This window comes from Agrobacterium radiobacter, assembly GCF_040801995.1.
Taxonomy (GTDB): Bacteria; Pseudomonadota; Alphaproteobacteria; order Rhizobiales; family Rhizobiaceae; genus Agrobacterium; species Agrobacterium radiobacter.
This window is the reverse complement of the sequence record NZ_JBEGHX010000002.1, coordinates 688,997-710,886: the sequence shown is the minus strand read 5'-3', so window position 1 is coordinate 710,886 and position 21,890 is coordinate 688,997. Positions and strand designations below refer to the sequence as shown.

General features: G+C 58.8%; 18 protein-coding genes and 1 tRNA gene. 6 read left to right on the top strand and 13 right to left on the bottom strand.

The window, feature by feature from the left end; translation table 11 throughout:
* Nucleotides 1-22 precede the first annotated feature (22 nt).
* From MRBLRC7O_RS17150 to MRBLRC7O_RS17125, 6 genes are all read right to left on the bottom strand, one after another.
* Entirely contained in the window at nt 23-1,594 is a 1,572-nt protein-coding gene (locus MRBLRC7O_RS17150) for an O-antigen ligase family protein (RefSeq protein WP_060724924.1), read from the bottom strand.
* A gap of 78 nt (nt 1,595-1,672) precedes the next feature.
* Nucleotides 1,673-2,326: a hypothetical protein gene (locus MRBLRC7O_RS17145; protein ID WP_020811394.1), complete on the bottom strand. Its 654-nt coding sequence runs from the start codon at nt 2,324-2,326 to the stop codon at nt 1,673-1,675.
* Between the two features lie 13 nt (nt 2,327-2,339).
* Nucleotides 2,340-4,589: a polysaccharide biosynthesis tyrosine autokinase gene (locus MRBLRC7O_RS17140; protein WP_060724923.1), complete on the bottom strand. Its 2,250-nt coding sequence runs from the start codon at nt 4,587-4,589 to the stop codon at nt 2,340-2,342.
* Nucleotides 4,590-4,719: 130 nt separating this feature from the next.
* Nucleotides 4,720-5,571: a hypothetical protein gene (locus tag MRBLRC7O_RS17135; RefSeq protein ID WP_060724922.1), complete on the bottom strand. Its 852-nt coding sequence runs from the start codon at nt 5,569-5,571 to the stop codon at nt 4,720-4,722.
* Between the two features lie 183 nt (nt 5,572-5,754).
* The gene (locus tag MRBLRC7O_RS17130; protein WP_112539611.1) at nt 5,755-6,867 is read right to left on the bottom strand and encodes an acyltransferase family protein; all 1,113 of its coding nucleotides are present in this window, start codon (nt 6,865-6,867) and stop codon (nt 5,755-5,757) included.
* Nucleotides 6,868-7,011: 144 nt separating this feature from the next.
* Nucleotides 7,012-8,331 (bottom strand): hypothetical protein, encoded by a 1,320-nt coding sequence (locus MRBLRC7O_RS17125; protein WP_003507093.1) that lies wholly within the window; start codon nt 8,329-8,331, stop codon nt 7,012-7,014.
* Between the two features lie 493 nt (nt 8,332-8,824).
* Between MRBLRC7O_RS17125 and MRBLRC7O_RS17120 the strand changes: the two genes are divergently transcribed.
* From MRBLRC7O_RS17120 to MRBLRC7O_RS17105, 4 genes are all read left to right on the top strand, one after another.
* Nucleotides 8,825-10,060 (top strand): glycosyltransferase family 4 protein, encoded by a 1,236-nt coding sequence (locus MRBLRC7O_RS17120; protein ID WP_060724921.1) that lies wholly within the window; start codon nt 8,825-8,827, stop codon nt 10,058-10,060.
* Between the two features lie 162 nt (nt 10,061-10,222).
* Nucleotides 10,223-11,707: a lipopolysaccharide biosynthesis protein gene (locus tag MRBLRC7O_RS17115; protein WP_111792546.1), complete on the top strand. Its 1,485-nt coding sequence runs from the start codon at nt 10,223-10,225 to the stop codon at nt 11,705-11,707.
* A complete protein-coding gene (locus MRBLRC7O_RS17110) occupies nt 11,695-13,032 on the top strand; it encodes a polysaccharide pyruvyl transferase family protein (protein ID WP_060724919.1) in 1,338 nt (445 codons plus the stop codon). Before MRBLRC7O_RS17115 ends, MRBLRC7O_RS17110 begins: the two co-directional genes overlap by 13 nt.
* Nucleotides 13,029-14,255 carry a glycosyltransferase family 4 protein gene (locus MRBLRC7O_RS17105; RefSeq protein ID WP_112539554.1) on the top strand — a complete coding sequence of 409 codons (1,227 nt, stop codon included), beginning with the start codon at nt 13,029-13,031 and terminating at the stop codon, nt 14,253-14,255. Before MRBLRC7O_RS17110 ends, MRBLRC7O_RS17105 begins: the two co-directional genes overlap by 4 nt.
* 31 nt (nt 14,256-14,286) lie before the next feature.
* Here the strand turns inward: MRBLRC7O_RS17105 and MRBLRC7O_RS17100 are convergent, their stop codons facing one another.
* The 3 genes from MRBLRC7O_RS17100 to MRBLRC7O_RS17090 form a co-directional block, all read right to left on the bottom strand.
* Nucleotides 14,287-15,078 (bottom strand): metallophosphoesterase family protein, encoded by a 792-nt coding sequence (locus MRBLRC7O_RS17100; protein WP_003507081.1) that lies wholly within the window; start codon nt 15,076-15,078, stop codon nt 14,287-14,289.
* A gap of 260 nt (nt 15,079-15,338) precedes the next feature.
* Nucleotides 15,339-15,944 (bottom strand): transglutaminase-like cysteine peptidase, encoded by a 606-nt coding sequence (locus MRBLRC7O_RS17095; protein ID WP_060724917.1) that lies wholly within the window; start codon nt 15,942-15,944, stop codon nt 15,339-15,341.
* A 135-nt stretch (nt 15,945-16,079) separates the two neighbouring features.
* Entirely contained in the window at nt 16,080-16,379 is a 300-nt protein-coding gene (locus MRBLRC7O_RS17090) for a hypothetical protein (RefSeq protein WP_060724990.1), read from the bottom strand.
* A gap of 346 nt (nt 16,380-16,725) precedes the next feature.
* Here MRBLRC7O_RS17090 and MRBLRC7O_RS17085 point away from each other — a divergent pair, with 346 nt between their 5' ends.
* The gene (locus MRBLRC7O_RS17085; protein WP_003507075.1) at nt 16,726-17,283 is read left to right on the top strand and encodes an HNH endonuclease; all 558 of its coding nucleotides are present in this window, start codon (nt 16,726-16,728) and stop codon (nt 17,281-17,283) included.
* A gap of 31 nt (nt 17,284-17,314) precedes the next feature.
* Here the strand turns inward: MRBLRC7O_RS17085 and MRBLRC7O_RS17080 are convergent, their stop codons facing one another.
* Nucleotides 17,315-17,830, bottom strand: a complete 516-nt coding sequence (locus tag MRBLRC7O_RS17080; RefSeq protein ID WP_060724916.1) for a disulfide bond formation protein B — start codon at nt 17,828-17,830, stop codon at nt 17,315-17,317.
* Between the two features lie 267 nt (nt 17,831-18,097).
* Nucleotides 18,098-18,182: transfer RNA gene (locus MRBLRC7O_RS17075), tRNA-Leu, on the bottom strand.
* Between the two features lie 296 nt (nt 18,183-18,478).
* Between MRBLRC7O_RS17075 and uppQ the strand changes: the two genes are divergently transcribed.
* Nucleotides 18,479-19,120, top strand: a complete 642-nt coding sequence (uppQ, locus tag MRBLRC7O_RS17070; protein WP_060724915.1) for a polysaccharide biosynthesis GNAT family N-acetyltransferase UppQ — start codon at nt 18,479-18,481, stop codon at nt 19,118-19,120.
* A gap of 54 nt (nt 19,121-19,174) precedes the next feature.
* Here uppQ and MRBLRC7O_RS17065 read toward each other — a convergent pair whose 3' ends face one another.
* Both MRBLRC7O_RS17065 and uppV read right to left on the bottom strand, forming a co-directional pair.
* A complete protein-coding gene (locus MRBLRC7O_RS17065; protein ID WP_060724914.1) occupies nt 19,175-20,446 on the bottom strand; it encodes a GNAT family N-acetyltransferase in 1,272 nt (423 codons plus the stop codon).
* Between the two features lie 8 nt (nt 20,447-20,454).
* The gene (gene uppV / locus MRBLRC7O_RS17060; RefSeq protein ID WP_060724913.1) at nt 20,455-21,870 is read right to left on the bottom strand and encodes a Wzx-type polysaccharide biosynthesis protein UppV; all 1,416 of its coding nucleotides are present in this window, start codon (nt 21,868-21,870) and stop codon (nt 20,455-20,457) included.
* Nucleotides 21,871-21,890: the final 20 nt, after the last annotated feature.

The following is a 21,890-nucleotide window of genomic DNA, read 5'->3' as shown; positions in this document are numbered from 1 at the left end:
GCGAACCAATGCCAAACTCCTGTCATGGCAGACGAAGCGGAGTTTGTGCCGTCCGGCTTGAATGGATCGGTGCCGGCATTGCAGCTTCGGCCGGAGATTGTCTCTGCCTTTTGCGTCCTTCCCGTTCCATTCCGGGCGGGTTCAGGCAAAGCGTGACGACCGGGGCGAGGAAAACGGCATAGGCCATGGCGAAGCCGGGAATCTGCAGCGAAAAATCAAGCGTCGAATGCAGCAGCACAAGCAGCAGCGCCGCAAGGCCGAGATGAGAGGCATAACGATAATTTCTGCGTTTCCGTACCCCGCGAATAAAGATCACCAGTTGGATGAGCACAAAAAAAGCGAGGTAAAACGGGAAGGCCGCGCCGAGTGTCAGCAGCCCCTCGGCATAGACATTGTGGGCATGGGTGACGACGGCGTCCACCCCGCATCGCGCCGCATGATAGGGCGCATAGATTTCCGTAAAGCTTGCAAGGCCCGATCCCAGCGGCCAATTGTCGGCGATGGCGCGCGCGATGCCCGGCATGTGGCAGAAGCGCATGTCATCTTCCAAACGTGTTTCCATGCGAAGCGCCACCCGGTTGGCGAAAAGTGCAAACAGGGCGATGGCGATCGCGATCAGGAGCGCGGCGCGACGTCTCGTCCCACGCTGCCTGCGCCGGCCGGAGACCCCGTTGCGGCCGGTTCTGGCGGGAGAGTTGAACACAATCAGAAGGATCAGGAAAATCAGCGCTGCGAGGCTTGATCCGATCCCGGCACGCGATCCCGTCAGCATCAATGCGATGAAGCAAAAGCCCGCTAGTACCCCGAGAAAAGCGGCTCTGCGGATGAGCTTTTTCTGCTCAGTCGGCACGGTCAGGCGGTTTGCCACGAGCGCCTTTACTCTCGCCCAATCCGGAGCGAGGAGACTTTTGTGTAATAATACGGCGAGCGTGAGAAGAATGAGACCGAAGAAGGTTGCGGCGGTATTGCGGTTGACAAAGACGCCGGTGAGGCTGCCGAGATAAAAGCGTTTCTGGATGAAGCCGAGAGCTTCGGGAAAAAGCACGAATTGCACGATCGAAAACAGCGCAAGCCAGCCCCCGGCGATTGCAAACCATCGCAGCGTCTTGGCCGCACGCTCGTCGGTATCGAAAATCACAAGGCCGGTCATGAAGACGCCGAAAGGCAGGGCGGCGCTCATGAGGCCGAGTCGGTCATCCGCAGGCGTCAGTGAGATCGTTGCGGCTGGCGCATTCTGCATGAACATGGCGGCGGTGGACCAGGCCGGGTTGGCGCGCGCGATGCCGGGCAGGGGGGATGCCTGCAGCAGCATCTGCACGATAAGCGCTCCCAACAAAAGGCAGGCCGCCGCAAGTACCTTGCCTGCACCGGCCTTGGGAGGTCCGAACAGGAGGATCGATGGCACCAGCAGGAGATAGATGGCGGCCGTGACAACGATGCGGCTTTCGATTTCCGTTGCGCCCCGATTGAGAAGCGCCAGCAGAAAGATCGCCCAGAACGCGACGATTGCGACCGGCCGGACACGGTCCCGAACTGCCGCCGATGGAGGCTGCGGGGAGGAGAGCGGTTCTGATCGGGCTTCGGTAAGCGACATGTCTTTGGGCTTTGTCGGAATTGTTTGTGGTGGTTATGCCCGAACGACGGACGGGGTTTGTTCTCTTGCTGTTTCAGATCATGGCAGCGTCAGGCGTGTCGCGCCTTCCGATGGCGGCTTTGGGCAGACTTCCGCCAGGGTCCATCGCAGGATTTCTCCTTGCCTGCCGCAGACGATGGCCGTGTCCGCCTCGCGGGCCGCTTCGGCCTCGGGCAAAGTGTTTTTCGGAAATTGTTGCCACATCACGAAACGCCCACGGATCAGATTGGCATCGGCGGGCCCGTAGAGCTGGGAGAAATTCATCAGCACGGCGACTTCCATGGGCGAGGCGTTGCGCAGCGAACGAACCATGGCAAGACGCAGCCAGACATCGCCATTTGCGGGAAAACAGGAGAGCGAATGGCGAATAAAGGTCTCGGCAAAACCGAGGCGCGCCGCGCCGGAATCGGATGCCGGATCGGCGCCATTTGCATCGAGATCGGCCAGAACGAGCCTTAGCCCGGCTTTGACGATATCCGAACGGCAGATTTTTTCGGTGATGACGGGGTGAAGTTCAGCGACGGTTTTTGCAAGCAGTTCAGGTGCAAGACCGTTATTTTCATCGGCGATCCTTGCCAATGCGACGATATCGGAAAAACGCCGGCTTTGGGAAAATGCCTGCGCCGCGACGGACAGGACAAAGACGGAAATGACGAGGACCGGTACGACCGCGAGGATTTTCCGCAGGCGCATCACGCCGCCACGCCTAGTCATGGTAATATCGTGTATAGCGCGAATGATAATATTCGCTTGAACCATAGGCGCGATAAAGCTTCAGCTTTTCGGTGTCCACCTTGTTGAGGATGACGCCGAGGCACTTCTTGCGGATATGGACCTCATTTTCCACCGTGTTCCGCACCGCCCTGCGAGCGGTCTTGCCCCATTCCGTGACGAAGATGAAACCATCGATCCGTCCCGCCATGGCGCGCGCATCGACCACCGGCCCGAGCGGCGGCAGGTCGACGATGATGTAGTCGAAAGCGTTGCTCGCTTCAGCCAGCAGCTTGTGCATTTGCGCCGAGGTCAGCAATTCGGAGGAATGAGGGACACGCTGCTTGACCACCGTGGGCAGGAAAGCGAGCTTTGTCTTTTCGTCACGAAGCACCACATCCTGCACGCTGCGGCCTTCCAGCAATACTTCGAGCAGACCCTCGCTGGCGTGACGCGCCATGGCGCGCGTGGCGCCGGGATTGCGGATATCGGCATCCAGCAGCAGGACCCGAGCGCCCTGCCCGGCGAGCAGCTGCGCCAGATTGATGGAGATCGTGGATTTGCCTTCGCTCGGCAAGGCCGAGACAACACCGACAATCCGCGCCCCGCTTTTGGCGGGAATGCCAAGATCGATGGCGAGCCTGGTGCTGCGCAGGGTTTCGGCGAAGGAGGAGAGCGGGTGGTCAACCGCGTAACGCGCAACGCTGGTGGGAAGCGTCAGCCCGGGATGGCCGCTTTCCGGAGCCTCTGTCGCCGGCTTGTTCGGGATCAGCGGGGTATTGCCGAGGAATTCCAGTCCGAGGACATTGCGAACCTGTTCGCCGGTACGGAAAAACCGATCGCGGAATTCGCGGAACATGGCGATACCGCCGCCGGCTGCCGCGCCCATGATCATGAACAGCGCCAGGATGATGGGCTTATTCGGTTTGCTCGGAATCCTGGGCGGCATCGCCTTGGAAATCACGCGCGCTTCCGTCACGGGGAAGGACTGCTGCTGCATCGCTTCCTGATAACGCTGCAGGAACGTCTGGTACATGTTCTTGTAGGTTTCGGCTTCGCGCTGCAATTCGCGCAGCTGAACCTGTGTTTCGCTGGCCGAGTTGCTGATGTCGGTTGCTTTGGCGACGCTCTCGGCAAGCGATTTTTCCTTCGCTTCCGAAACCTCCAGATCACTTTTGTAACTCTGCGCGATGCGGCTGATTTCCTGGAACATCAACCGCCGATATTCCTGCATTTCATTGCGCAAACGCACGGCCTGAATATGGTTGCTGCCGAGGCGTCTCGTGATTTCCGCCTCGATCTTCGAGGACTCAAGGTATTTCTTGCGCAAATCGTTTGCGACGGAGCTGTCGAGAATATCGGTGACGACCCCGTCGACATCGTCGGTGGCGAGAATGTGCTCGATGCGCTGCACGCGCGCCCGCGCCTTTGCCGTCTCCGACTGCGCCAGAATAAGGGCGCTATTGGATTCGGCCAGCTGCTGATCGGAAAGCAGGCTGTTATTGCCGGTCGAGATCAGATTATGTTCGGCCCGGAATTTCTGCACGGCAAGATCGGTATCAAGCGCGCGCTGGCGCAGTTCCGCAATACGGTCGGACAGCCAGTCGCTGGCCCGCCGCGTCGCCTCGTATTTGGAGTTCAGCTTGTCCAGCAGGTAGGCCGAGGCCACGGCATTGACGATCTGCGCGGCGAGAACCGGCGATGTCGAATTATAGGTGAGTTCCAGCGCGTAGGTTCGGCCGATGCGCTTGACGCTGAGGCCGTTAAGCAGCTGGTCCGACAGCGATCTCTTCAGGGTTCCATCGTCAACAACAGACTCTTTTTTTGCCGGCGAGAACCATTGCGAAACGTTGACGAGCGAACGGATAGTGCCAAATATCGAGCTCAGAAGCGACGCACGCGTTGCCCTGAATTCCTGATTTTCCGTGAGTTTGAGACTATCGACAACGGCAAGCCCGATGGTTTCCGATTGCAGGACCTCGACCTGGCTCAGAATGGAGGCCTCATCCTCTATGACGCCGCCGATCGTCGAAAGCTGTTCGACAATCTGGCTATTGTTGCGGTCGATCAGCAGGGTCGCCGTAGCCGAATAGATCGGCACGGCCGTCGCGGCAAAGGCGAGGCCGATTGCCCCGGCAACCGCGATCGCGGCAAGGACGATGCGCCATTGCCGGCGGATTATCGCAAGAGCGGCATCGATGTCGATAAACTCGGCCGTCAGCCCGCTTTTATCGTAATCGGCCATCGTCAGGGGATCGTGCCTTTGCAACAACTGTCAGCCTCGCTCTTTTCGGCAGGCGCAAGGCCCGCCAAGTCACGGTTGCATCACAGAACTGGCGGCAGCCTTCCCGGTGGGAAAGGCGACAAAGCCAAATTTAAACGGGGCTCGTGCTCGTCGGCGTGCTGGTGCTGCCGGTTGACAGCGATCTGCCACGGCCAGCCGGCGGGCTCCCGCCACCTGCCTGTGCGGTGCCGCCTGCGGCACCTGCGGTTCCCGAGCCGCCGATGCTGTTGGCGCTGGCCGGCGAGGATCCCGCGCCGCCGATCGGCGATGCAGCCGCCGCGGCAGCCGCAGGAGCGGCCGGGCCGGCAGCCGTTCCCTCGATATTCTCGCTAAAGGCAATGAGAAGATCGGCGGGCACGTTGGCGCCTTTTGTCTGCAACTGGATGGCGGCCGCAAGTATCGTATTGCCATTGCGCATTGCGGTGGCGTGGGCAAGTGCCAGGCCTTCGCCGACAACTTCGGAAAAGTCTTTGTTGCCGACCTTCTGGGCCAGTGCGACGATGGTTGGCAATTGGCCGGAATCACTCAGGATCAGGGCGGAAAGCTGTTCGGAAAACTGTGCCGCGCTGGTGGAAACCGCGATGATCGGAAAGCCGCTCGTCACTTTTCCGGTCACGTCGGCCGTTGCCGCATCCGTGCTGGAAGCAATGGTGGCCAGATCCTTGATCATTCCCTGCGTCGGAGACTGCTTGAACAGTTCAGCCGCGGTAATGGAAACCGTGTCCGGATTGGTGGTGTTGACGCGGGCAAGAAATGCAGCGGTGGCTTCATCGGCGGCTTTGACGGGCGCACCCGTTGCGGCGCTTTCGACCGAAGGGGTCTGCTGCGGGGCGGCCGGTGGCACGGAATCCACGTTTTGTGCGTTGGCGACAGTGGAAAAGAGACCCATGCTGGCAACAAACATCGCACCAACGAGCATCGAGCCGTTACGAATGCGGGGCATCCAACTCTCCAAATCTTTTAAAATACGACTTTAAATACATCCAACGTTGGGGATGGTTACCCAACATCTAAAATTTCTTTTTAAATCGCACAGCCCAAGCAAAGGATCAAGCGCTAAAATAAACCCGCAGCGGAAACCCTCAGCTATTGTTAACGGTCGCCGCCCTTGCCTTCTCTGGTTCATTCAGGACACGGCGACTTTCCGTGGCGATGTTATCAGCCGGTCACGCAGCCAGATATTGGCCGGTGTTTCGACAAGGACGTGGAAGGCGTGGGCGATGGCGACGGTGCTGACGACGATGACGAGATAAACGACGTTGCTCCACTCCGGCGGGTAAGTGACGCCGCCGAGCGCGATCTTGAAGCCCCGGAAAATAAAAGGGTGCAGCAGATAAAGCGCGTAGGATGAATCGCCGAGTTTTGCCAGCGGCTGCGCGAAACGGGGCAGGGAGATGTTTCTGGTCAGGGTCGCCGCTGCCATCAGCAGAATTGCGCCGCCGCCGAAAACGAGCAGCCGCGAAAACGAGTAACAGCCCGGATCGCACTGGAACCCAATCCTGCTCAGATCGGTCAGCATCCAGATCGCCAGGCCGCACAGCGCCGTTGCGAGCCCGAGCAGGGGCGGCAGGCGGACGCCTCGCAGGAAGAGGACCGCAATGAACATGCCTGCGACGAATTCGAGAATGATCGGCTGAAACCAGAAGCTGAACGGCAGGCCGAGATCGAAGGTGAAGCCGACCATGACGGCGGTAAACAGCACGGCGGCTGTCGTGAATACCGCGCGCTCCAGCGGCAGGAAGATGAACACCGCAAAAACGATGTAAAAGAACATTTCGTAATTCAGCGTCCAGCCGAGATCGATCAGCGGAAACGGATAGGCGTCGCCGTAACCCATGCTGTCATAGGGAATAAACAGATAGGAAGTGAGGATCGACTGTAACGGCGGAAAGGCCTTGGCGCTGATAAGGGTCACGCTGGCGGCCATGGCAAGCCGCAGGGTCAGCCCAAACCAGTAAAGCGGGACGATGCGCAGGAACCGGCGCAGCAGAAAGGCGGAACGGCCGCCTGGCGCTGCAAAATAGGGCCGCGACGCATAAACGATGACAAAGCCGGAAATGACGAAAAACAGGTCCACACCGCCGCCCAGCCTCAGCAGATGCAGCGGGAAAAGCGTGAATTGCCAGTTCACATCAGCGTGCAACGCAACGATCATGGTTGCCGCGACGGCGCGCATTACCTGAAGAACATCGAGACGCTGCGCCCCGGCAGCGGGCGCTTCTTTAAAGTTTTTCATCATCGTCAATCTATAAAAATAAAGATATATTTAGTAATATATTGCGCCCGCGGTTGCGGGGTAGAAGTCCATTATTCAAGCAGGCTAGCATGCAACAGCACGACGCGATACACACAATTTTGCGATGCGGCATTTCCTCCGCACCGCTCAGAAAACTTCCAGAACGGTAAGCTGGTCGCTGACCGAAAGCCGGTATTGCCCGCTTTCCTGCGTTATTGTCTGCTGGCTCACGGAGCCGTCATCGCGGAAACGGTGTGCGACAACGTGACTGTGCTGGCCGGCCACCGAAAATGTCGCAACCCGTTCGGCGGGCGGGTTTTCGATCCGCGCAGGCCATTGCCAGCCGGAAATTCCAAGCCAGACCGGCACGAGCAAAGCACCGTCCGGCCTTGCGAGATGCAGGGACAATCTTTGGGGATCGGCCGTGAGGAAATCGATCTGCCGTTCCTCCTGCCCGGTTTGCCGTTCTGCCTTGCAGAGGGAAAGAAGGGCGCGAACGGCCTCGTAAGCGGGGGTGCGGCTCAGATCATGGCGCAGGAGACCGAAGGAGGATTCCGGGTTTGTCTCATCCGCAGCAAAGCTTGAAACCATTTCATAGATATAGGACCGGCGGATACCGCTGATGAAGCACCAGAGCAGCATACGCGGCATATAGCGTGCCTTGATGCCTTCGGTGACGGGGAAATGAAAGGTCTCGGTTTGCAGCGAGGTATGGTAGCCCATCTCCGTGGCGAGCACCGGCCGGCCCGCTGCTATATGCGCCGAAGCGGCAACGGATTTTGAGAGCGCCCCCGGACCGGTCGTTTCGGGGTGCTCCATGCCCGCGTAAGGGTGGATATTGCCGTAGTCGCAGACATCCTTCAGGTCCAATGCCAGCGCCCTGTTCTCAAGGACATAGCTTGGCGCCGCAACGCGCACCGCGCTCAGTCGCGGAATCGAGCGGACGGCGGCGTGCAGGGCGGCCTGATGCTCCGCCGAAATGCGCGGGGCGTTTTGCGGATCCTTCGTCAGGTTCGGTTCATTGCTGCCCTCGAAAATATCGATACCCGCGTCGGACCAGTCGTAGAAATCCGCAAGCCTGTCGAGCGGCGTGGAGACATAAGGGTTGAGATTGTCGTAACATATGATGGTGAGGCGAAGGCCCGCCGCCACGATCCGGCGCAGCCGCTGAAAGACGGGGCTGTTTCTGGCGGCGATGAGCCCGTCATCACGCAGATGCCGGACGCCCAGTGCTTCGATCTCGGGCATGATCCGGTCGAACTGTTCCGGATAGACGCCTGTGGTGCGGGTGAAGTGGCCACACACCCCTATGCTGTCCAGAAAGGCTTCGGTATTGGCGGAAGCAGCCGGCTGCGCCCGTGCGGGAATGGCCTGCAAACCGGAGGCGGCGACCAATGCAAGGGGTGCGGCTGAAAGCAGGTTGCGCCGCGTCAGGCCACCCATGGCGATCGGCTGTTTTCCATTCATCTGCGCCTCCTGGTACGTCCGGAGAGAGTATAAGCAAGCGCCATCACATGGATGTCGCCGTTTAAATGACGATCACGGCTGTCCGCATCTCGAGATCAGAATGTCCTGGAAGTTTTTGGCATTTACGGTCGCTCAAAAATCCATGTCTCTGAAATAAAACAGATATTATCAAATGTAGTATTGTCATCAGCCGCAACGGAGCCGATTGCTCCCGCTTGCCTGCACTTTAAAGTGGCTAAACCGTAACATGAGAGCGGTTCTTTTCGCAACACCGCATGGCTTTTACCGCGCCGCGAAAAAAATCACTTGAAATGCCGCCAATTCCCGTGCTTTTTGAAAAGTAGATTTTCGTAATTCATATTTTCAAACATTAGTTCCGCTCCGGCTCTTTGTATTTTGCAGATGTCTCACTGGTCTCCGGGAATTTACGGAGACGACTGAGCCCGGGATGGACGCCATAGATTTTCGATGAAGGAAAATAGAGCGTATCCGCATGAGAATTCTCCATCTTAGCAGCCTTTATCCGCCGCATATCGTTGGTGGATGCGAACGCTCGGTCGAACATCTCGCCGAGGAACTCGTCTCCATGGGACATACGGTCGGCGCTGCCTGCATAGAGCGGCAGGCCGAACCGAAAACGGTGCGCAACGGCGTCTCCGTTTACCGCATGTTCCACAACAACGATTTCTGGCTTGAGGATTGGCCGCAATATTCCCCGCAGCAGCGGCGCATGCAGAAGCTCAAGCAGCAATGGAATTTCGACGTCGAAAAGCAGTTCGAGGCCGTTCTCGACGATTTCAAACCTGACGTTCTCAACACTCATTCGCTGCTGGATGTGACGACGCTGGTGTGGCGGGCGGCGCATAAGCGCGGCATTCCGATCGTTCACACGATCTGCGAATATGATCTCCTGTGCGGCAATGCCGCCATGTTCAAGGGCGGAAAGCCCTGCGAGCACCTCCATCTCGGCTGTCAGGTGGTGAATTTCACCAAGAAATTCACGCAGCGTTATATCGGCGCTGTCGCAAGCGTCGGCACCGAAATCCTCAAGACGCACGTCAATCACGGGCTATTCCACCACATTCCGGAAAGCCTGCGCCGCGTCATCTTTTATTCCTGCACGGTTCCCGAGGGCGATCCCGTCGCCCGCCGGCAGATTGACCGTAGCGGCAGACCGCTGACCTTCGGTTACATCGGCCGCATCAACACGGAAAAAGGCGTCGGCAACATGGTCGATGCCTTCAAGGAAATCGGTCACGGCAACTGGCGCTGTCTGGTCGCCGGTCATGCGATGGATGATTCCATCGAGCGTTTCACGGCCCAGGCCGGCGATCTGCCGATCGAGTTCGTCGGCTGGGCAAGGCCGAAGGAGTTTTTCGAAGAGATCGATGTGCTCATCGTTCCCTCCTTCTGGGCCGAGCCTTCACCGCGCACGATCTACGAGGCTTATGCCATGGGTGTGCCTGTCATCGGCGCAGCCTCCGGCGGCATTCCGGAGCTGATTGGCGAGACCAACCACGACTGGCTGTTCGAACCGGGCAGCGCCAAGGATCTTGCCGCCCGTATTCGTCGCGTGCTGACGCTTTCGCGCGAAGAATTGCCGACGGAGGCCGATTTCGGAAACATCGTCGAGGAATCCACCTCGCGCCGGGTCGGCGAAAACTATGTGAAACTTTATGAGGACGTCCTGACGAGCCACCGGCAAAGCCGAACCCTGCGTGCATCTTAGACCGGCAACGGACCCCGTCCGTTGCAGCGGTTTTCTTCGAAGGAGAGAGCATATGGTGGGAAGCAATAACGGCAGCCTCCGCCTTCCTGGCATGGGCGTCGACTGTTTTGCGGTCGCTGCGCCCGGTGCGTTGATGCGGCCGGTTTTGCAGGTGGTGGATTGATGTCCGAGGCAACGTCAATAGGCAATGCGGCCCTGAAAGGCGTGTTCTGGTCCATCGTCCAGAACTGGGGCGGCAAGCTTTTTACCTCCATTCTCTTCATCGTCCTCGCCCGTTTCCTCAGCCCTACCGATTATGGCATGGTCGCCACCGCCGGGCTGGTGCTGATGCTGATCCAGATGCTGTCGGAATTCGGATTCGCGGATGCGATCGTGCAGAAACGCAATCTGGAGCCCAGCGACGTCAATCTGCCGTTTTATGCCTCGGTTGCGGTGGCGACATTGCTGGCCATTGCCGTCTGCGTGTTCTCTCCGGAACTGGAGCGCTGGTTCGAGGTCGAAGGGCTGGCGCCGGTCATCGTGGCGATCTGCATATTGCTGCCGCTGAACACGGCATCGATGTTTCAGGAGGTGAATTATCGCCGCGCGCTGGCTTTCAAGCCGCTGGCGATCAGAACCTTCATATCGAACATCATCGGTGGCGGCGTGGCGATTGTTTTCGCAATCATCGGCCTCGGTGTCTGGAGCCTCGTCGTTCAGACCTATGTCGCCACCATCGTCACGCTGATCTGGCTCTGGCGAAAGCCGCACTGGCTGCCGGGCGCCACCCTCAACCCCGGCACTTTCGTTGAACTGCTTCGCTTCGGTTCGTCGGCGCTCGGCCTTCGTATTGTCGATTTCGCGGCCACGCGCCTGATCGATTTCATAATTCTCGGACATTACGGGGTCGCGCTCTTCGGCCTCTACACCGTCGGCAGCAGGCTCTATCAACTTCTGATGCAATTGCTTCAGGCGGCGCTTTATGACGTTTCACTGACGGTGCTTTCACGCATATCGCACGAGCGGGAACGAATGGCGGCGCTCTACAAGCAGTCGATCACCATGTCGGCGATCTTCTCGACACCGGTCTTCGTGCTCGCCGCGGCATTGGCGCCGGAAATCTGCAACGTGCTATTTGGTGTGCGATGGCAGGGTGCCGACGGGGTGGCGCAACCGCTGCTTCTGCTTGGCGCGCTGCAATGTGTTCAGTTTCAAAACGCGCCTTTCCTTTCAGCGCGCGGCAAACCGAACAAGGTGCTGATTGCCGGAAGCATCAAGGCGGTTTCGACGATCCTGCTGATCCTGCTGGTTCCGACCGATAGCATCAGGGAAATCGTCATTGTTTATGCCGTCGGGCAGCTGACCTCTACGCCCTTCACATTTTTCTTCATCGCCCGCGAGCTTGGCATCGGGCTGTGGCGAATATTCCTCCTGCTTCTGCCGAGCTTCGCCTCCAGCGGTTTCTGCTTCCTGCTCGTTCAATGGATGCGTCCCGAGGTCAAGCTGCTGGGCGCCGGCGATTTCATATCCGGCATCCTGCTCGGCTCCATTTTCGGCGTGGCCTATCTTCTGCTTCTGGTGCTGACCGCGCGGAACGAGGCCCGGTCCGCCATCGCGCTCGTTATGGGCAAAATCATTTCCCGAAAGGAAAGCAAATGCGCAAGCTGATAAAAAAAATACTGCCAGCACCGCTGCGCCAGAGAGCGGTGAAATATATCGAGCGGCGAAGAAGGGATATCGCGTTTCGGCAACTCTTTGACGATCTGCAGGCGTTGAAGGCGGGCATGAAACCCGCCGCTGCCGGCGACCGGTTAAGCCGGCTTTTGATCGTGGCCGGCGACCCCATCACGCTTTTTGGCTCGTTGGGCGATGATGCGATGATCACCGCGACGCTGCAACACGCGCGTGCGAGTAATCCCGATGTCGAGATAGACATCCTTGTCGATGGGATGGACTACGCCGATTCCGCTTACCAGAGGGGTTTTGTCCCCGTCGATATCTTTGGCAAGCCCGATTTCATAAAGGCCCTGGCGCAGCAGTTTGCGACAAGACAATACGATAGTGTCGTCGTTGTCGGTGCCGATGTCATGGATGGATACTACCACCCCCTGGTCAGCGCAAAACTTCTTGCGAGTGCGGATCTCGCCGCCGCTGCCGGAATAAAGAACGTCATCCTCGGCTTCAGCTTCAATGAAACGCCGCATGCCCCCTTGGCAATGTTCTATCGTTCCCTTCATCCGGAATGCGCGCTCAAGGTGCGCGACGTTATCTCGCTTGAGCGCCTACAGACCTTTGCGAAGACAAATGCGGCGCTCGTTTCCGATTCCGCGTTCAGTCTCGTTCCTTCTGAGCCTGACGAGGGCACGCGTTCATGGATCGCGCGAAAGCGGGCCGAGGGATACCGGGTCATGGGTTTCAACCTGCATCCCATGCTGTTCAAAAACGCCGACCACGCGCAGACCGAGGCGGTCATCAGGCATGCGGCGGAAGCGTTGCAATTTGCCGTCGATGCCAGGCCGGTGTGCTGGCTGCTCATCCCGCATGACTATCGCGACAATGTGGGCGATCAGGCCTATCTCAAGGCTATCGCCGAGCGTGTGCCTGCGTCCAGAACCGACAGGGTCCGTTATCTCGACGGAAAATGGTCAGCGCCCGTCTTGAAAGGCGTCGCCGGCCAGCTTGACGGCCTCGTCAGCGGCCGCATGCATCTCGCCATTGCCGCGCTGGGCAAAGGCGTTCCAGCGATATGCATCGCCTATCAGGGAAAGTTCGAAGGGCTCTATCAGCATTTCGGTCTCTCCGCTGCCGATCTGCTTTCTCCGTCTTCCTTCCTTACGCAGGATGGAATCAAAAGCGCACTGATCGAATTTATCGACCAATCTGACGAAATCCGTGAAAACGTCGGGAAAAGGCTGCCGGAAATTCTGGCGATGTCCAAGAGGAATTTTCAGTTGTTCGAGACTTTCCCGGCGCGTGCCTCCGTCCTTTCATGAAAGTCGCTTTCGTCTCGGCATTTCCGGTCGTTCCCGCCAATGAAGGTGCGCGAAGCAGAATTCTGCAGCTGACGCGCGCCGTGCGCGGCCTAGGGCACGAGGTGCATTTCATCCATGTCGATGGCACGATTGCCACCGATTTCGATCTGGCGGGGCATGAGGCTGAATTCGGACCGGATCACCTGCACCTTGTTTCCCGGCAGGGGGGTAGCCTTAGGAACCGGCTTGCCGGCGATTTTGGTTTCGAGGTTGGCTTGACGTCGTTTCGGGCCCTTCGCAAGCTCCATCGGATGCTTGGTCGCGAGCGTGGTTTTTATAACCAGCTGGATGAATTCTATTATCCGGAAATGGGTCGGCAGCTTCGCGATATTCAACGCCGGCTGGGGATCGATGCCGTCATTGTGGAATATGCGTTTCACTCAAGGGCGTTTCTGGGTTTGCCGAAGGGCGTGCTGCGTATTCTCGACACCCATGATTCCTTTGCCGACCGGCACAAGGCGTTCATCCATACCGCCAACAAATATGGATACTGGTTTTCGGTGCCGCCGGCGGTGGAATGCCGGGCATTGCGCCGTGCGGATGTGGTTGTCGCCATTCAGGAGGAAGAGGAGCACGCGTTCCGGCAGCGGCTGGGGGAAGAGCCGCCGGCTCTCGCAACCGTCAGCCATATTCTCGATCTCAATGGAAAAGTGGAAGACTTCACGCCGAGCGACTTCTTGTTTCTCGGTTCCGGTAATGACGCCAACATCATTTCCCTGAAGGGGTTTCTCCGGAACATCATGCCGCTGGTAAGGGCTGCCCGGCCGGATATACGTCTGGTGCTGGCGGGCGGTATATGTGGCAAGATTGAAGATGAAGAGGGCATTCTCAAGCTCGGCCGCGTGGATGATGTGAAGGACGCCTTCACGCGCGCGCCGCTTTCCATCAATCCCATCACGCTTGGAACAGGCATCAATATAAAATTGCTCGATGCCCTGGCTGCCGGTGTTCCCACAATCAGCACCCGCACGGGCGCAAGGGGGCTTTCGGACCGATACCGGCGCGGCGTGGTCATTGTGGACGATAATGACCACAGGGGTTTCGCCGACGCGATCCTGCAGCTCGCCTCGAGCCACGATCAGCGGCAGGAACTGGGAAACAGGGCGTTTGAGGACGCCATTGAATGGAATCGCCAGCAAATGACGACCCTTGATAATATTCTGAGCGGCAGACGAATTGGTTGAAACCGCTAGTCTTGAGGTCGCGGCAACGCGCTTAACCAATCAGGTGTAAGCCCGCATCCGAAATTCTGAGAACGGTAAGCCTGCCCGTGGTGAATGCACCCGTGTCGATGCCGATCCGCTGCGGGCCGGTTTCCGGCTCGGTTACCGGTGTATGGCCGTGGATGACGACGAGGTCCAACCCGGCCCCTTGTGAAAGGAACGGCTCCCTGATCCAGAGCATGTCCTCATCGGTCTGCGCCTCCAGCGGCAATCCCGGTCTCAAGCCGGCATGCACGAAAATATAAGACCCTATCCGGGCATAGATCGGCAGGCTGGATAAAAGCTGGCGGTGGGGCTGCGGAATTGCGCCGAGCAGGGCATCCCTGAACGGCTGCAGTCTCAAGCGCCCCTTTTGCAGGAAATAGTCTATGTCGACCCCGTAGGACAGGAGCGTCTGGCGGCCGCCAAAGTCCAGCCAGTGCATGTTCTCCTGCGGATTTTCGAGAAAATCATGGAAGAGCTGCTCATGGTTGCCGCAAAGTGCAATACGGCGCAGCGGCGTCGGCGGTGGCTTCAGCAAATGTTCAAGAACGCCACGGGAATCGCGCCCTCGATCGACATAGTCGCCGAGGAGAACGACCAGCGCGGGAGAGGGGTCGGGCCCCAGATCGGCAAGGATTTTCCGCTCCGCCTGCAAAAGCAGGTCGAGGCTGCCATGCACGTCGCCAATGGCATAGATCGGAAAGGAGGCTGGCTTGTCGCCAAGGTCGATTCTGCGCCGCCTCCGGTCGTCGCGGGAGGCTGGTTGTTTACGACCGCGAATCCAGTTGAGCACCTTGGGCATAGCTGCCGATACTGTCTCTCCTGCACAAGGTCAAGAGCGTTGAAAGAGGCTGCCGCATCACCCGCCAAAGCTGCGTTGACGCGATGCTGGGTCACCCGTCAAAACCCGCCGGACGAAGCAGTGAAAGGCGGCTTTTATAAAGCAGGATGCGTCAATCCTGCGAGGAGAGAATACCCTCTTTGATGTCCGAAAGATACGTTGCCTTAAACCGGCGGTCGGGCCTGTCGTCCGAAAGGGCGGTTTCAGCGTAAAGACATGTTCTAGAGTTTCAGCCAGACACGCGGGTCCTCGTGCGACTGGATCTTGATCCATTTCAGATCCACCGCTTTCCACGGCTTGACGACATTGGTGCGGTTATCCAGCACCAGATCGCCCTGGCTGGTGCTGACGACCAGAACGGCGTGACCTATGCCATCCGTCGTGCGGGCAGTGGCAATGCGCAGGGCGCCGGAAGGCCAGCCGGCGCGCAGGAGGCGTTGCCGCTTGGTCACCGCATAATCGTCACAGTCGCCGCTTGCCGGGTTCAGTTTCCAGTCGTCTTCGCCGTCCCCTTCACTGGCATAGATTATCGAGGTGTTGATCTCGGCGTTGATACGCTGGAGTTCCACACGCTTCTGTTTGCTCAGTTCCACCGTATCGCGGTCACCAGTCCGGATGCACTGGTCGGCGGCGCTTTCACAGAATTTGGCAAAGGCAATGGGCGCGATGGTCGGACGGCTCGTGGTCATGAAGAGGCCGGGCCGCGATGCGCCAGGCTTTTGGGCAAGGCCACCAAGCTGCACGGCCGATGCCGTTGTCGCAATGCTCGCCGCCATGCCGGCAGCGACGGCAAAAACCGTTGCCAGACGGATTGTTCTCTTCGCCATGTCCTTGCCCCTGCACAGTTGCCTTCTCTTGTGCTGGCACCATAGCGACCCATTCTTGCGGGCCGTTTAAGTCGATAGATTGCATTGTAATGAAATCTAATTTTGTTACAGCGCGTTGAAAAATTGGGTTCGCGCTCACTTGCAGCGGGCTCGACCTTCCGTGTCGACAATACAGGTCTGTTGCGGGACGGCTCGTCGGAGTTCTCGCTGTGTATCGGGTGAGGCTCTGCTTGCCGGCGGCCGGTCGTAATTCCGGTAAACTTCGAAATTGCGTCCGCCGATCGTTCCCTGCGCCCCGCCGCGGCCATCCGGCGTCACTTCGAAATTCTGATATTGCTGCGCATGGGCACCAGCGGAGAAGCCGATCGTGGCGGCCAGAACACCGGCCGCAAGCCTCCTGCGCAATGCTGCTGCTTGCTGCCTGCCCACCGTCATGGCCGTTCCTCCATGGACGAAATAATGGATGACGCCGCCGCACATTTGCCATGCCCGGCGTGCATTGCTTTTTCAGCGTCCGTCGGGGGTAATCATATCACCGATATTGCATCCGGTGTGAGAAGGATTTGTGTCTGGCAAAGGCCGAATCGCCTCCCTGCCGCATCAGCCAGCGGTGCCACGTCGCCAGGAGGCGTCACCGTGCCGCTCGATCGTCAGGAATGCGAAAAACGCCATTCTGGGGCTCAAAAATTAAGCTCTTTGCCGCTGCATTTATAGGCTTCACAATCCTGTAACAACGGACCTAATATACAAGTGCAGATGCCGAATCGCTCAGGAGAAGCCCTTGACGATTGCAGTTTCACCACAGGCCCTGCCGGCGCTCGTTCTGAACGCAGACTACAGGCCACTGAGTTATTATCCCTTGTCGTTATGGTCCTGGCAGGACGCGATCAAGGCTGTCTTTCTAGACCGTGTGAACATCATTGCAGAATATGATCACGCGGTGTCATCCCCCAGCTTTTCCATGCGGCTGCCGAGCGTCGTCAGCCTCAAGACTTACGTGCAGCCCACCCGCAACCCCGCCTTCACACGCTTCAACGTTTTCCTTCGGGACAAGTTCGAATGCCAGTATTGCGGCACGCGGGACGAATTGACCTTCGACCATGTGATTCCCCGCGCGCATGGCGGTGAAACCACCTGGCACAATGTCGTTGCGGCGTGCTCTCCCTGCAACCTTAAAAAAGGCAGCAAGCTTCCCAAGCAGGCGGGCATGTTCCCGGCGCAGAGGCCCTTCCAGCCCACGGTTCAGGATTTGCACAATAACGGGCGGCTGTTCCCGCCCAATTATCTACACGAAAGCTGGATGGACTATCTTTACTGGGATACCGAACTGCAGCCCTGATCTTTTCAGGACTGCAATGCGGCTTTTCCGCTTACCGGCTTTTCCGGCTCGCGCCAAAAAAGGCGACTGCCGCAAGTGCAACGCTTGCGATGACATTCCAGCCCGCGAAGGAAAGGCCGAGCACCCGCAAGGCCGCGTCGTTGCAGGAGGGTGCCTTGATGGCGTTCAGATTACCCAGGAGATCGCCGGCATTCGTCGTGATGGACGGCGCCCCGGTGGCGCAGGTAATCGGCCCTGCCCAGAAACCCCATTCCACGCCGGCGTGATAGACGCCGAGCCCGGCGCCGATCAGCATCGCCACGCCGATAAGGGCAAGAAGCACCCGGGTGATCTGAACCGGCAATTTGAAGACGCTGGTCGCAACGGCCAATACGCCCAGCGGAATGGCGTAATAATAGGGATCGCGCTGCAGCAGGCACAGCGCGCAGGGCGTATAACCGCCAATATGCTGGAAACCGAGGGCGGAGCCGACGGTGAAGATCATTCCCGCCGTGACGCCGAGAGCGGCGAGCGTGCGGCTATTGTCGGCGGTGGTCGCATTGGCCATGTTGTTTTCCTCAAACTTCGCGAAGAAGCAGATATCCCGGACGGGCTTTCAAAAAGGCGGGCGTGATGGCGAAATTAAGTCGTCGGTCCTCACGGGGTGTAACGGGATTCGTCTAATCCAGTCCGTCGCATCTGGCAAATGAAAGCCTGGCAATATTCGGGGGGTGCGCAAGCAAAGTTTCGTGAGCTTGCCGGCCGGCGTGAGACCGTTAAAGGGTTCACTTGGAGGCGCTGGACAAAGTGAAGGAAATCAATGCGGTTTTGGAAATGGTACCCCAAGCCGGGATCGAACCAGCACTCCTTTCGGAACCGCATTTTGAGTGCGGCGCGTCTACCAATTCCGCCATTGGGGCAACGGTGGTAATGCCACGGCGTCTATCATGGTGAGGGCCATGCGTGCAACCCCAAAGCTGACTTATCCTTTTGAATTGCGCGTGTTTGCGCGGGCGGTTTTCCGTCCTTGCCGGGGCGGCCGATCAAAATGTTACGGTCGGTGGCTGTGCCGGATCGCGACACCTGCAGTTGCGGCATTAAGGTAATATTAGGCACCTCTAATAAATTAGAATATACGCAATTACTAATTGAATTATGATGTCCGGGTGGAGTTTCCACGCGGGGCGGGAATGGCCAAACTCATAGGGAGGAAATTATGAGGGCTTTTTCTCGCAATTTATTACTGTCCGCCTGCCTGATCCTGCCGGTCCATGCCCATGCGCTGGATATCGGGATCGGCGGTGAAAATGGGGTTAATGCCAGTGTGGGTGGCAATGGCAATGGCGGGCTCGGGGTCGATGCCTCCGTAGGCGGCAGCGGTGGTGTTAACGCCAGTGCGGATGTCGGCGGCAGGAGCGGCGGCGGATTGGGCGCGGATGTCAACGCTTCGGTCGGCGGCAGCAATGGGGTCAATGCGGATGTGAATGCATCCGTCGGCGGTTCCAGCGGCGTCAATGCGGGCGTGAACGCCTCCGTTGGCGGGTCGAACGGTGTCAATGCCAATGTCGGAGCCAATGTCGGCGGCTCGAGCGGGGTGGGCGTTGATGTCGGGCTGGGCATTGGCGGCTCAAGTTCGCCGGGTAATCCGGGAAATCCTGGGAACCCGGGAAGCCCTAACAATCCCGGCACATCGGGGCCAATGACGCCTGGCGCCATGCGTCAGGTCATTCAGGCCTATAACGACATGTCGCGGACCGAGCAGATCAAGCTCGCCCGCCGTTGTGTCGATATTCTGGGCGGCGGATACGATGCGGCTCTGACGCAATTGTGCAAGATGATCCGGACGGCTTCGCGCTGAAGCGGGCTTTACCCGCATCATAAACTCCGAAGGGCGCCGCCGGCGTCCTTCGGATCAATTGCCCTTGCGTCCGAAGGACAGGATCTTCTGCCGCAGGCTGCGGGCGAGGTTGCGGGTGTTGCGGTACATGTCCACCTGCGTGGAAACCTGCCGCACGTCGCGGTCGCTGTTCTGGGCAAGCCCCACCACCAGCGTGCCCATTTCCTGGCGCTCCTGCCAGAAGCGGCTCATGATCGGATGATCGGGCACGGCGCAGCTGTCGCTGCGCAGGATATTGGCGTCATCCAGATGCCAGTCGGTCAGTTTCTGCACCAGCAGCTTGCCGGGAGAAAATTGCGCATAGCTCTCGTCGAAAGCGGTTTTCCACGTATAGGCCTCACCGGCCGTGATGAAGACGACCATGGAGGCGATGGCGTTGCCATTGAGATCGATGGTGTGGATACGCACCGCATCGGCTTCTGCCAGATTGGTGATCGCCTCGCGGGCAAAGGCGGCGCGATAACGGTCGTTGACCAGCGCGGTGCGCTTGCGGCCTTTCCAGCCACTCGCCTCCAGCGCCAGAAATTCCTCCATGCGATAGCGCACGTCCTTCGGCTGCCGGGTAACGGTGTAGGCGAGGGAACCGAGTTTTTCGAGCTGGCGCCACTGCCTGTTCATTTCACGCAGATGGTGCGGCGCAAGGGCGTTTTGCAGATATGCCCTGCCATCAAGCAGGCTTTCCAGCATCGGCCGGTGATAATTGCCCGTCGTCGTCACCGGCAGGTTGCGGCTGAGCGCGATGGCTTTGAACATGCGGGCAAAAGGCCCTTCCAGCCGAACATCCGGCAGCACCAGAACGTTGGGCAGCCGCATGTTGCGGTCGGAAAGGGCATCGAAAAGATTGTCGAGGGTTTCGGCGGCCCCTTCGGTATCAACCAGCGGCGTGCCAAGCGGCCCGAACGGATTGGCCCAGACGCGAATGATGGAAGGGCCGATGGAAAAGCCGGGCTTTTCCACGGTGAAAGGCATCAGGAAGCGCATGCGGCTTCTGGCGCCGTTCTCGTCGCGAATAAGCGCAAAGCGCACGGATTTGTCCTCGATTCGCGGCATGGCGGGTGCGAGAAGCCGTCCGGTGAAGAAGACATTCGCCTCCATCACGCGGTTGGACAGAAAGTCGAGTTCTTCCTGCATGTCGTAACCGAGCTGACCCGGATAGATGCAGAATTCCCGGCCATCGCGCCCCACGCGTCGGCTGCTGTCGGCTACGGGACGGTCACGCTCCGCAGACGCCATCAGTGCGGCGATGCGCGGGTCCTGAAAATCAGGATTCTTTGGATCGCTGGACATGCTTATCGTTACACCGCCTTCCCAGTGTTTTGGCCCGCCCGGGGATCGTTGAAGGCAAAAAGGACGATCCCGAGTGTGCGGCGAATGGCAATATGCAATAGCACAGCTTCTATGCACATGGCTATCGCCACCGCTGCCGCGGCCCCTGCCAGACCATAGACCGGAATGAGCGCCATGTTGAGTGCAATGTTGCAACCAAAGATAATAATATAAAGCACGACGCACAATTTTTGTTTGCCGGCCATATTCAGCAATGTTTCTCCCGGACCGATCAGCGCTTTGGCGAGGAAACCGGCGAAAAGGAAAAACATCAGCTCGTAACCCTGAACGAAGCCGGGACCGAACAGTGATAGCAGGAACGGGCCGGCCAGAAGCACCACGCTGCCGACGGCAAGCGACGGCCAGAAGGCCCAGCGCGCGGCCTGGCTGGCGAAACCGGCGAGCCCCTGCCTGTCATTGGCAGACATGAGGGCGGCCAGACGCGGGGCGGCGGCTGCCTGCACGGAGAAAAACACGAATTGCATCAGCACGATGGTCTTTGCCGCGGCGAAATAAATGCCCACCTGATCCGGCGGCAGATAAAGCCCGACAATCACCACATCGGAATTGGTCATCAAAAACCCGATGCCGTCGATCAGGAACATCGGAAAGGCGAACCTTATCCAGTGGCGGAAATGAACCCTGCGGGCTGTGCTGCGGAAATGCCGGTTGAGCCGGCGGTCCATGAAGACGAAATGGAAAAGCGTGGTGACATAGGTGGCAAGAAGGGCCGTGAGCATGGCCGTCGTCGCGGTTTTTTCCGCTCCGAAACCGATTGCCACCAGCATGAACAGCAGGATCAGCACCGGGCGGATAATATAGGTGGGGCTGAGAGCGGAAACCGCCCAGCCATTGGCGCGCGCGGTGCCGTTCAGCACATCGCCCAGCGCCACCATCGGCAGGGTGAAAAGCGCCAGCGAAACGGGAATGAGATAATAGGAGGCGATGCGCTCGCCGAAGAAATACAGGAAAACGAAACCGAAAATCGCAAGAGCGCTGGCCGAAAACATGGCGAAGACGCGCGCCGTCGAGGTCAGTCCCATGATCTTGTCATGGGCATCCTCCAGACGGTAGCCGGGTAAAAACCTGATGACGGTGGTGTGAAAGCCGAGACAGGAGAGGTTGCCGAACAGGATCACCAGGACCCAGACAAAGGCGAACAGGCCATATTCGAACTCCCCCATCAGGCGGGCAAGGATGATCTGGGAAATGAAGGCGATGCCGGCGCTGACGATGCGCACCGCAAACGCAACCAGCGCCATGCGCTGCGCGCGGGAAACCTCATCTCCGCCGGAAAGAAGGACGGCGACTTTCGCTACCAGCGGCGAAAGCTTCGCGCGCAGGCCTGCGGGTAAGGCTTTTTCCGCCGTGTTGAGGATAGCCATGATCCACACGCCATCATTTC

Bases quoted from the DNA above. Each gene is read 5' to 3' on its own strand.
- MRBLRC7O_RS17150 (WP_060724924.1), bottom strand. From the start codon at position 1,594: ATGTCGCTTACCGAAGCCCGATCAGAACCGCTCTCCTCCCCGCAGCCT.
- MRBLRC7O_RS17145 (WP_020811394.1), bottom strand. From the start codon at position 2,326: ATGCGCCTGCGGAAAATCCTCGCGGTCGTACCGGTCCTCGTCATTTCC.
- MRBLRC7O_RS17140 (WP_060724923.1), bottom strand. From the start codon at position 4,589: ATGGCCGATTACGATAAAAGCGGGCTGACGGCCGAGTTTATCGACATC.
- MRBLRC7O_RS17135 (WP_060724922.1), bottom strand. From the start codon at position 5,571: ATGCCCCGCATTCGTAACGGCTCGATGCTCGTTGGTGCGATGTTTGTT.
- MRBLRC7O_RS17130 (WP_112539611.1), bottom strand. From the start codon at position 6,867: ATGATGAAAAACTTTAAAGAAGCGCCCGCTGCCGGGGCGCAGCGTCTC.
- MRBLRC7O_RS17125 (WP_003507093.1), bottom strand. From the start codon at position 8,331: ATGAATGGAAAACAGCCGATCGCCATGGGTGGCCTGACGCGGCGCAAC.
- MRBLRC7O_RS17120 (WP_060724921.1), top strand. From the start codon at position 8,825: ATGAGAATTCTCCATCTTAGCAGCCTTTATCCGCCGCATATCGTTGGT.
- MRBLRC7O_RS17115 (WP_111792546.1), top strand. From the start codon at position 10,223: ATGTCCGAGGCAACGTCAATAGGCAATGCGGCCCTGAAAGGCGTGTTC.
- MRBLRC7O_RS17110 (WP_060724919.1), top strand. From the start codon at position 11,695: ATGCGCAAGCTGATAAAAAAAATACTGCCAGCACCGCTGCGCCAGAGA.
- MRBLRC7O_RS17105 (WP_112539554.1), top strand. From the start codon at position 13,029: ATGAAAGTCGCTTTCGTCTCGGCATTTCCGGTCGTTCCCGCCAATGAA.
- MRBLRC7O_RS17100 (WP_003507081.1), bottom strand. From the start codon at position 15,078: ATGCCCAAGGTGCTCAACTGGATTCGCGGTCGTAAACAACCAGCCTCC.
- MRBLRC7O_RS17095 (WP_060724917.1), bottom strand. From the start codon at position 15,944: ATGGCGAAGAGAACAATCCGTCTGGCAACGGTTTTTGCCGTCGCTGCC.
- MRBLRC7O_RS17090 (WP_060724990.1), bottom strand. From the start codon at position 16,379: ATGACGGTGGGCAGGCAGCAAGCAGCAGCATTGCGCAGGAGGCTTGCG.
- MRBLRC7O_RS17080 (WP_060724916.1), bottom strand. From the start codon at position 17,830: ATGGCCAATGCGACCACCGCCGACAATAGCCGCACGCTCGCCGCTCTC.
- uppQ (WP_060724915.1), top strand. From the start codon at position 18,479: ATGAGGGCTTTTTCTCGCAATTTATTACTGTCCGCCTGCCTGATCCTG.
- MRBLRC7O_RS17065 (WP_060724914.1), bottom strand. From the start codon at position 20,446: ATGTCCAGCGATCCAAAGAATCCTGATTTTCAGGACCCGCGCATCGCC.
- uppV (WP_060724913.1), bottom strand. From the start codon at position 21,870: ATGGCTATCCTCAACACGGCGGAAAAAGCCTTACCCGCAGGCCTGCGC.